Genomic DNA, 9,024 nt, shown 5'->3' on the forward strand with positions numbered 1-9,024 from the left:
GCGGTGGACGCGGAGACCACCGCCGCACCCGCCGCCGCCGGGTGGACCGTGGACGGCCAGCTCGTCCGCCGCGCCGACGGTTCCCTCCTGCCCAACGCCCTCCAACCCGCCCGCCCCCTCACGGAGCTGATCGTGCCGGAGAACCCCACGCGTGACGGCGGCCTGCCGCCGTCCGGTCCGGATGCCCTGATCGCCGAATTCCTGCGCAGCAGCCGGGAGATGGTCGCGGCGCAGCGCGATGTGCTGCTGCGTTATCTGGGGGGAGGTGGTGAGGGCGCCGTGCCCACACCGTCGCCGCCACCCGTCCTGATGGCCGCTCAGGTACCGGCTCAGGTACCGGCTTCGGATACGGCAGCCGTAGCGTACGAGCCGTCCGCCGATGTTCCGCTCGCAGCCGCGCAGCCCGCCGCCGGCCACGGCACCGTTCTCGAATCGGTGCTGTCGGTCGTGGCGGAGCGGACCGGCTATCCGGTCGACATGATCGAACCGGAGCTGGACCTGGAGGCGGACCTCAGCGTCGACTCCATCAAGAGGACGGAGATCGCCGGGGAGCTGGCGACGCGCCTCGGTCTGCCCCTGGGAGACGGCGCGGATCTCGATGAGGTCGGCTCGGCTCGTACGGCGGCGGCGATCGCGGCCCTGCTCGTAGCCAGGCTGGGCGGGGAGACATCGGAGACCGAGCAGCACACCGCCGAGCCGAGCACCGCTCAGACGCCGGCGGAAGCTTCCGTGATCGCGCCGCAGCGCCTGGAGTTCGTGGAGACCGATCTCCCGCCGGTCACCGGCGCCCTCCCGCCCGGCGCCGCCGTGACGCTGCTGGGCGGCGGCCCGCTCGCCCAGCTCCTGGCCGAGCGGCTGCGGGCCGCCGGCGCACACCCCGAGACGGTGCCCGGCGACCGGCTGCCGGAAGGGCACAGCGGCGGCGAGGCAGTCGTGTACGTGCACGCCTTCGAGGCCCCCGAGACTTCGCTTCCCGACGCGTTTCCGCTGTTCAAGGCGGTACTGGCGGACGGTGGGCCGCGGCGGCTGCTCGCCGTCGAGCGTCGGGGGCAGGGGGCGGTGCGCGGCCTGCGGGGCTTCTTCCGCAGTCTCGCCCGCGAGTACGAGGACATCGCCGTGACGCTCGTGGAGGTAGGCGCGGACGACAGTTTGGAGGCGGTGGCCGAGGTGCTCCTCACCGAGCTGGCCGCGACGGAGAGGGAGCCGGTCGTCCTGGCCGACGGAGGCCGTGGGCGGCGCGCGTTGCGCCCCACGCCCACCGGCCTCGGCACGCTCGCCGCCACCGGTGCGGGCCCTGCGGGCGACGGCGTCGCGGAGGCTGCCGCCGCCGGGATCGACCGCGACTCGGTGGTGCTGCTGGCCGGGGGCGCGCGTGGAATCACGGCGCGCTTCGCCCGCGTGCTCGCGGCGGCGACCCGGTGCCGGATCGAGCTGCTCGGCCGTACCCCCGCGCCCGCCGCGACCGAGGACCCGAGGACGGCGGGGGCCGTCGGCCGGGAGGGGCTGCGGTCGGCGCTCATCGCCGCCGGGGAGAGCTCGCCCGCCGGGATCGAACGCTCGGCGTCGGCCGTCCTCGCCGCGCGCGAGGTCCGCGCCACCCTCGCCGACCTGCGGGAACTCGGCAGCCCGGTCCGTTACCGCGCGGTCGACGTGCGCGACGAGGAGGCCGTACGCGCCGCGGTGAAGGACATCCACGCCGAGCACGGCAGGCTCGACGGGATCGTGTACGCGGCGGGGGTCATCGAGGACCGGCTGCTCGCCGGGAAGTCGGCCGAGTCCTTCCGGCGGGTGTTCGCCACGAAGGTGGACGGCGCGCGCGTACTCCTCGACGCGGCCGGCGCCCTGGCCGACGGCCCGCGGTTCGCCGTGCTCTTCGGCAGCATCGCCGCCGCCCTCGGCAACCGCGGCCAGTGCGACTACGCCGCCGCCAACGACGCGCTCGAAGAACTGGGCCGCCGCTGGTCGACCCCCGACCGCCGGGGCCTGACGGTGCACTGGGGCCCCTGGGCGGCGACGGAGAGCGGCGCGGGCGGCATGGTGACGCCCGAGCTCATGCGCTCGTACGCCGCCCGCGGCATCAAGCTCATCGACCCCGAGGAGGGCCCGCTCAGCCTGCTGCGCGAGCTGGCGTGGGGCGAACCCACCGCGCACTCGGTGCTCTACACGGCGTCGGGATGGTGAGCGGCGGAACCGGGGCCCGCGCGGAGACCCGTACGACACCGGTGGCGATCGTCGGTATGGCCGCCCTCTTTCCGGGCGCCAGGGACCTCGGCGCGTACTGGCGGAACATCGCGGGCGGCGTGGACTCGATCACCGATGTGCCGGCCGGGCGCTGGGACGAGGAGTTCTACGCGCCGGAGGGGCCGAGTCGGGCGGATCGGGTCTACTGCCGGCGCGGAGGGTTCGTGGATGAGGGGATCGCGTACGACCTCACGCGGTTCGGCGTCATGCCGACGTCGGTCGCGGGGACGGAGCCTGATCAGCTGATCGCGCTGGACGTCGCCGATCGGGCCGTGGAGGACGCGGGCGGGCACGGTCTGCTGCCCGCCGACCGGCAGCGGGCCGGGGTCGTACTCGGCCGGGGCGGCTACCTCACGCCGGGGCTGGCCCGGCTCGACCAGCGGGTGCGGACGGCGCATCAAATCACGCGCACACTCAGTGAGTTGCTGCCCGAGATCGAACTCGACGATGAGCAGCTGGAGCGGATCCGATCCGCCTTCACCGAGCCACTCGGTCCCGAGCAGTCCGAGTCCGCCATCGGGCTCGTCCCCAACCTCGCCGCGTCCCGCATCGCCAACCGCCTGGACCTGCGCGGCCCCGCCTACACCGTGGACGCCGCATGCGCCTCCTCGCTCGTGGCGGTGGATCACGCGGTGCGCGAACTCGACTCGGGACGGTGCGATGTCATGCTCGCGGGCGGCGTGCACCACTGCCACGACATCACGCTGTGGAGCGTCTTCAGTCAGCTCGGCGCGCTGTCGCGCAGCCAGCGCATCCGCCCCCTGCACCGCGCGGCGGACGGCGTGCTGATCGGCGAGGGCACGGGCGTCGTGGTCCTCAAGCGGCTCGCCGACGCGGAGCACGACGGCGATCGCGTCTATGCCGTGGTGTCCGGCACGGGCGTGGCCGGGGACGGACGTTCGGCGAGTCTGTTCAACCCGGACTCCGGCGGTCAGGTGCGCGCGGTGCGCCAGGCGTGGGACGCGGCGGGGCTCGACCCGAGGGCCGCGGACTCGGTGGGGCTGCTGGAGGCGCACGGCACCGCCACTCCGGCGGGCGACGGGGCCGAGCTCGCCACGCTGGCCGAGGTCTTCGGCCCGTCCGGTCCGTCCGGGTCGGCCGGTGTCATCGGCTCGGTGAAGTCCATGATCGGCCACACCATGCCGGCCGCCGGCATCGCCGGTCTGATCAAGGCGGCCCTGGCGCTGCACCACGGCGTACTGCCCCCCACTCTCCACTGCGACGACCCCCACCCGGCCCTCGCCCACACCCGCTTCACCCCACTCGACCACGCCCGACCTTGGACGGCCCCCGCGAGCGGCGCACCGCGCCGAGCGGGCGTCAACGCCTTCGGTTTCGGCGGCATCAACGCTCATGTCGTGCTGGAGGAGGCCAGGAACAGGGATCATGCGACTCGCGCCTCCGTGGTCGAGCCGGAGCGGGTGTTGCGGATCGCGGCGGCCTCCCCGGAGGAACTGGCAGCGGTGCTCGCCCAGGACGACTCGGCCGTGCTCGCCGCCGGGCTGGACGAGCGGGTCCGCGTCGGTGCGCCGTGCCGACTCGGCGTCGTCGATCCCACCCCGCGTCGGCTCGCTCTGGCGCGGAGGGCCGTGGCGAAGGGCCGGCCCTGGCGGGGGCGCAGTGATGTGTGGTTCAGCCCTCGTCCGCTGCTCGGCGCGGCCGGCGGGCTTACGGCGTTCGTCTTTCCCGGCCTGGAGGCCGAGTTCGAGCCGCGCGTCGACGAGCTGGTGGAGCGGTTCGGTCTCGACTGGAAGCCCGGCGGGGCGAAGGTCGGGGACGTCGGGCGGCACGGTGCGGCCGTGTTCCAGCTGGGCCGGGTCCTGGACGCCGCACTGCGGCGCCTCGGCGTGGTGCCCGACGCCGTCGCCGGGCACAGCGTCGGCGAGTGGACCGCCATGGCCTGCGGCGGCATGCACGCGGCGGACGAAGTCGACGCGTTTCTGGCGGACTTCGACCCCGACGCGCTGCGCGTGCCCGGCGCCGCCTTCGCCGTGCTCGGCCTGCCCGCGGACCGGGTACGCGCCGAACTGGACGGCCGCGACGACGTCGTGCTCTCGCACGACAACTCCCCGAACCAGTCGATGATCTGCGGCCCGCACGACGCGGTCACCGCCCTCGTGCTGCGTCTGCGCAAGCGGGACGGCGTGATCGGTCAAGTGCTGCCGTTCCGCTCCGGGTTCCACACGCCGATGCTCGCGCCGTATCTCGCGCCGATCCGCGCCGCCGCCGAGGCGTACACGCTGCGCCCGCAGTCCACCTCGGTCTGGTCGGCGACGACCGCCGCTCCTTACCCACACGACCCGGATGACGTAAGGAAGTTGTTCGTCCGTCATCTTCTGGAACCCGTACGGTTCCGGCTGCTGATCTCCGCCATGCACGAGGCGGGCTTCCGCGCCTTCGTCCAGCTCGGCGCCGGTCAGCTCGGGTCACTGATCGACGACACGCTGGCCGGCCGGGACCGGCTCGTCGTCTCCGCGCACGCGGGGACGCGGGACAGCCTGGCGCAGCTCCGCAGGGTGGTCACCGCGCTGTGGACGGACGGCGCGGAGCCCGACGTGTCCCCGCTGCTCGCTCCGTACGGGCCGGTCGCCGCCGCCTCCACGGCGGCCCCGACCGCACGCCCCGCCCACCCCGGCTTCCGCCTGAATCTCGGTGGTGCGCTGGTGTCCCTGCCGCCTGAGGCCCGAGGAATCCTCACCAGGGCCCCGGCCGCGCCCGCTGGCAGCGGCCCGCTGGCCCGCCTCGAACGGCTCGGGGCCGAGCTCCCGATAGCCGCCGAGTTCTCCGCGCTGCTGGCCGACACCGCCGCTACCACTGCCGACCTCATAGCCGCCGTCCGGCACGGAGGCGCGCGCCCGATGTGCACGGAGCCGCCTCGGCCCCGGTCGCCCTCGCGCCGCGTGGCCGACGAGCCCCGGCCCGTAAAAGAAGCACAGGCGGCACGAGCGTCCGGGCGTGCCCTGCGCATCGATGTCGAGCAGATGCCCTACCTGCTCGATCACTGCTTCTTCCGGCAGCGGCCGGGGTGGCCCGATGCCGTGGACCGGTGGCCGGTGGTGCCGGCGACCACGGTGGTGCGGCATCTCATGGACATCGCCGAGGGCGCGGCGGAGTCGGGGGCGCGTGCGGAGACCGTGGCGGTGGCCGTGCATCAGGTGCGGCTGCTCAAGTGGATCGAGGCGATTCCGGCTGTTGACGTGCCGGTGATGTGCCGTCACATCAGCCCGGAGCGAGTCGAGGTGGAGCTGACTGGCTTCTCTCGTGCCGTCGTCGAGCTGTCCGGCGGGGGCTATCCGCCGCCGCCCGCCCCATGGCCCGTCGATCCGGCCGACGCCGAGCGCGTGCCGGACATGCGGGCCGAGCAGCTCTACGGCGAGCGGTGGATGTTCCACGGCCCGCGCTTCCAAGGCGTCACCGAGCTGACCGCGATCGGCGACCGGCACGTACGCGGGCTGCTCACCGCGCCGGAAGCGCCCGGTGCGCTGCTCGACAACGTCGGGCAGCTGCTCGGGTACTGGATCATGGCGACGCTCGCCGAACGCACCACCGTGTTCCCGGTCGGCATGGACCACATCCGCTTCTACGGGCCACAGCCCCGTCCCGGTACGCGCCTCATGTGCACGATCCGCATCACGGAAGTCACCGACAGCACGCTCACCGCCGATATGCAGCTCAGTCAAGAAGGGCGTGTCTGGGCCGAGTTGACGGGTTGGGCGGACCGGCGGTTCGACACCGATCCCGGGATTCGCGCGGTGGACCGGTACCCGGGCGAGAACACGCTGTCCACGCTGCGGCCGGAGGGCTGGGCCCAGGTCTTCGAGCGTTGGCCGGACCTCGCCACCCGTGAACTGATCATGCGCAACATGCTCGGCAGCGCCGAACGCTCCCACTATGAGCAGCTCTCCCCCGTCCGCCGGCGGCACTGGCTGCTCGGACGAATCGCGGCCAAGGACGCGGTGCGCGACCTGCTCTGGCGGGAGGGGGCACACGAGACCAACCCCGAACGGACCGCCCCGCCCGAGATCTACCCGGCCGAGATCGCCGTGGGCAATGACGAGTCCGGGCGGCCCTTCGTGCACGGCGTGCACGGGCGGGCGGTCGACGGCATCTCCGTCTCCCTCGCGCACTGCGCGGGGACCGGGGTCGCCATCGCCCGTCGCGGCCCATGCGGCATCGACGTCGAAGAGGTCACGGAACGTCCACGGGCGACCGTCGAAGCAGCCTGTGGTGAAGAGGAGTTGAGATTTCTCGACCAGCTGGCAACGACGGATGGACAAGACAGCGCGGCCCTGTGGTTCACGCGGTTCTGGGCTGCCAAAGAGGCCGTCGCCAAGGTGCGCGGCACCGGGTTGCGCGGTCGGCCGGCCGACTTCCGGGTGGTGGCGGCGGACAGCGACCGGCTGCGCGTGGTGGCCGGGGGCGTTCCGTACATCGTACGGGTGCGGGGAACCGCCAATCCGCCGACCGCCGATCCGTCGGCTACCAATCCGCCGGGCCTGCCCGCCCGGAGTTACGTGGTCGCGTGGACGGCCCCCGACGACCAGCCGGCCGACGAGCCGACAGAGGAGACAGGAGAGCGGGATGACCACCACTGACGTTACGGGGCTCACCACGGCGGGAGCGGGAACAGGGGCGGGCGTTCCCGGCTCCGACCCCGCGTCCGTACTGGCCGACATCAGCGGCATGCTGCGCGAGCTGCTTGCGGAGTACGGGCTCGACGACGCCGAGATCGCGCGCGAGACCACCTTCCACGACGATCTGGAACTGGAGAGCGTCGACCTGGTGGGGCTCTCCGGCGCGCTGCGCGAGCACTACGGGGACCGGGTCAACTTCGCCGCGTTCATCGCCGATCTCGAACTCGACGAGATCATCGCACTGACGATCGGTCAACTCGTGGACTACGTAGTGGAGTCACTACGCTCCTCCGACTCTTCCGGACAGGACTGACCCCCATGGCCAAGATCCGTACCGGTGGGATCACCACGCACGTCCAGCGCCTCGACGCCGCCGTGCCGCCATCCGGCGGGCGGGGCGGGGCTCCGCTGGTGGTGTTCGTCCACGGCCTCCTCACCGACAGCCTGGCCAGCTACTACTTCACCCTCGGCCCGGCCTTCGCCGCCGAGGGGATCGATGTGGTCATGTACGACCTGCGCGGGCACGGCCGCAGTGACCGCCCGCGCACCGGCTACCGCCTGGAGTGCTTCGTCGACGACCTGGTCGCGCTGCTCGACGCGCTCGGCGAGCGGCGGCCGGCGCATCTGGTGGGCAATTCGTTCGGCGGCACGGTCGCGGCGGCGACCGCCGCGTGGCATCCGGAGCGGGTGGCGACCGTGACCATGATCGAGTCGGAGCCGCCGGTGGCGGAGTGGAACCGGCACATGGCCGACGGGCTCGCCGACGCGAAGGACCGGCTCGCCCGCGAGGAGGTCATCGGCTGGATCCGCGCCGAACACGGCGCGCACACGGCGCGGCTCTCCCGCTCCGCCGGCCGCATCCTCCAGGCCACGACGCTGGCCGAGGACGTACCGGCGGGCCGGGTCATCGACGACGACCTACGGGCGATCGGCTGCCCCCTCCTCGCCATCTTCGGCGACGAGTCCGGGCTGTCCGGTCAAGTACCGTTCCTGAACGCCAAACTGACGGACTGCCGGACCGTCGTCCTGCCGGACCAAGGCCACTCCGTACTGGTGGAACGCACCGCCGAGACCCGCGAGATCCTGCTCTCCTGGGTGCGGGAGCACACGCTGTCCGGGGCGGCGACACCGTGACCCGCTTCCTGCTCGTCGTCCCCCCGCTGGTCGGGCACATCAACCCGCTGCTCGGCGTCGCGGAGGCGCTCCGCTCGCGCGGGCACCGGGTGGCCTGGGCGGGCCACGCCGACCAGCTCCGGGACCTCGCGGGGGCCGATGCCACGGTGTTCGGCTGCGCACTGCCCGGCGGCGATCTGAACAGGCCGCCGAAGCTGGCGGGACCCGCGGCGTTCCGGTTCCTGTGGGAGGAGTTCCTCCTTCCGCTGGCCGAGCTGATGGCGCCCGGCGTCGAGTCGGCGATCGAGGCGTTCGCGCCGGACGTGGTCGTCACCGACCAGCACGCCGTCGCGGGTGCGCTGGTCGCCGAGCGCCACGGCATCCCGTACGTCACCTCGGCCACCACCTCCGCCGAACTCGTCGACCCGCTGGCGGGCATGCCGAAGGTGGCCGCCTGGCTGAACGGCCTGCTGGGCGGGTTGCGGGAGCGCCTCGGCGACCCGGCGCAGCACACCGACCCCCGGTTCTCGCCGCACGGGGTCATCGCCTTCACCGGCCGGGCGCTCGTCGGCGATGCCCGGCTACCTTCCGGGCCTGTTCACTTGGTGGGCCCGGCCATCACCGCCAGACCCGCCTCCGCGTCCCGCCCCGACTTCCCCTGGTCGGAACTCGACCCGAGCCGCCGCGCGGTGCTCGTCACCCTCGGCACGGCCAACGCGGACGCGGGCGGCCGGTTCCTGGCGGAGGCGGTGGCCGCGCTGGACGCCGCGCGCGACCGGGTGCAGGGCATCGTCGCCGACCCCGGTCGCATGCTCGCCGGGGCCGCCGTGCCGCCCGACGTGCTCGTACGTCCGTACGTGCCCCAACTCGACCTGCTCCCCCGCCTCAGTGCCGTCGTCTGTCACAGCGGCCACAACACGGTGTGCGAGTCGCTGTGGCACGGGGTTCCGCTGGTCCTCGCGCCGATCCGTGACGATCAGCCGATCGTGGCGGGGCAGGTGGTGGCGGCGGGTGCAGGGGTGCGGGTGCGCTTCAG

5 protein-coding genes are annotated in these 9,024 nt (G+C 73.4%); all 5 read left to right on the forward strand.

What is annotated here, in order from left to right; translation table 11 throughout:
* Nucleotides 1–2,181 (forward strand): SDR family NAD(P)-dependent oxidoreductase (locus tag ACFU99_RS22085; RefSeq protein ID WP_384394535.1); only part of this gene is annotated, 2,181 nt, incomplete at its 5' end.
* Complete coding sequence (locus ACFU99_RS22090) at nucleotides 2,175–6,836, forward strand: beta-ketoacyl synthase N-terminal-like domain-containing protein (RefSeq protein WP_384394537.1); 4,662 nt, start codon at nucleotides 2,175–2,177, stop codon at nucleotides 6,834–6,836. The genes ACFU99_RS22085 and ACFU99_RS22090, both read left to right, overlap by 7 nt.
* Nucleotides 6,823–7,188, forward strand: a complete 366-nt coding sequence (locus tag ACFU99_RS22095) for an acyl carrier protein (protein WP_384394540.1) — start codon at nucleotides 6,823–6,825, stop codon at nucleotides 7,186–7,188. Before ACFU99_RS22090 ends, ACFU99_RS22095 begins: the two co-directional genes overlap by 14 nt.
* A gap of 5 nt (nucleotides 7,189–7,193) precedes the next feature.
* Nucleotides 7,194–8,009 (forward strand): alpha/beta fold hydrolase, encoded by an 816-nt coding sequence (locus ACFU99_RS22100; protein WP_384394541.1) that lies wholly within the window; start codon nucleotides 7,194–7,196, stop codon nucleotides 8,007–8,009.
* A partial coding sequence (locus tag ACFU99_RS22105; RefSeq protein WP_384394543.1) for a glycosyltransferase occupies nucleotides 8,006–9,024 on the forward strand: 1,019 nt, incomplete at its 3' end. The genes ACFU99_RS22100 and ACFU99_RS22105, both read left to right, overlap by 4 nt.

The sequence above is a fragment of the Streptomyces sp. NPDC057654 genome (assembly GCF_042800135.1).
GTDB lineage: Bacteria > Actinomycetota > Actinomycetes > Streptomycetales > Streptomycetaceae > Streptomyces.